The sequence below is a fragment of the Bacillus sp. GbtcB10 genome (genome assembly GCF_019091365.1).
Taxonomy (GTDB): Bacteria; Bacillota; Bacilli; order Bacillales; family Bacillaceae; genus Bacillus; species Bacillus altitudinis.
Genome location: NZ_JAGXJP010000120.1, coordinates 1 through 275, shown reverse-complemented (window position 1 = coordinate 275; position 275 = coordinate 1). Strand labels below are relative to the sequence as shown.

Here is a 275-nt window from a genome sequence, read left to right as displayed (position 1 = left end):
GTCTTCTGGAAAATCCATAATTGCTTTTAATTCTAGTGGAGAAGGCACTGATTCACCGTTTTCCCAACGTCTTAAAGTTCTATCTCCATTTTTTCCTAACCCTAATGCATCTGCAAATTCTTTTTGGGTAATTCCTAATCGTTCTCTTTTTTGTTTGATTCCAATTTCATTCATCTTTGTGTCTCCTTCGGGACAAAGTGTCCTTTATATGACACAAATTATACAGAACATTTATTCGAATTTCTACTATTTTTTTATTTAATGATTTAAATAAA

At 31.3% G+C, this 275-nt stretch carries 1 protein-coding gene; it reads right to left on the bottom strand.

What is annotated here, in order from left to right; all coding sequences use genetic code 11:
- The coding region (locus tag KVT11_RS19840; RefSeq protein ID WP_217609145.1) for a helix-turn-helix domain-containing protein at window positions 1-174 on the bottom strand (174 nt) is incomplete at its 3' end.
- Window positions 175-275 lie beyond the last annotated feature (101 nt).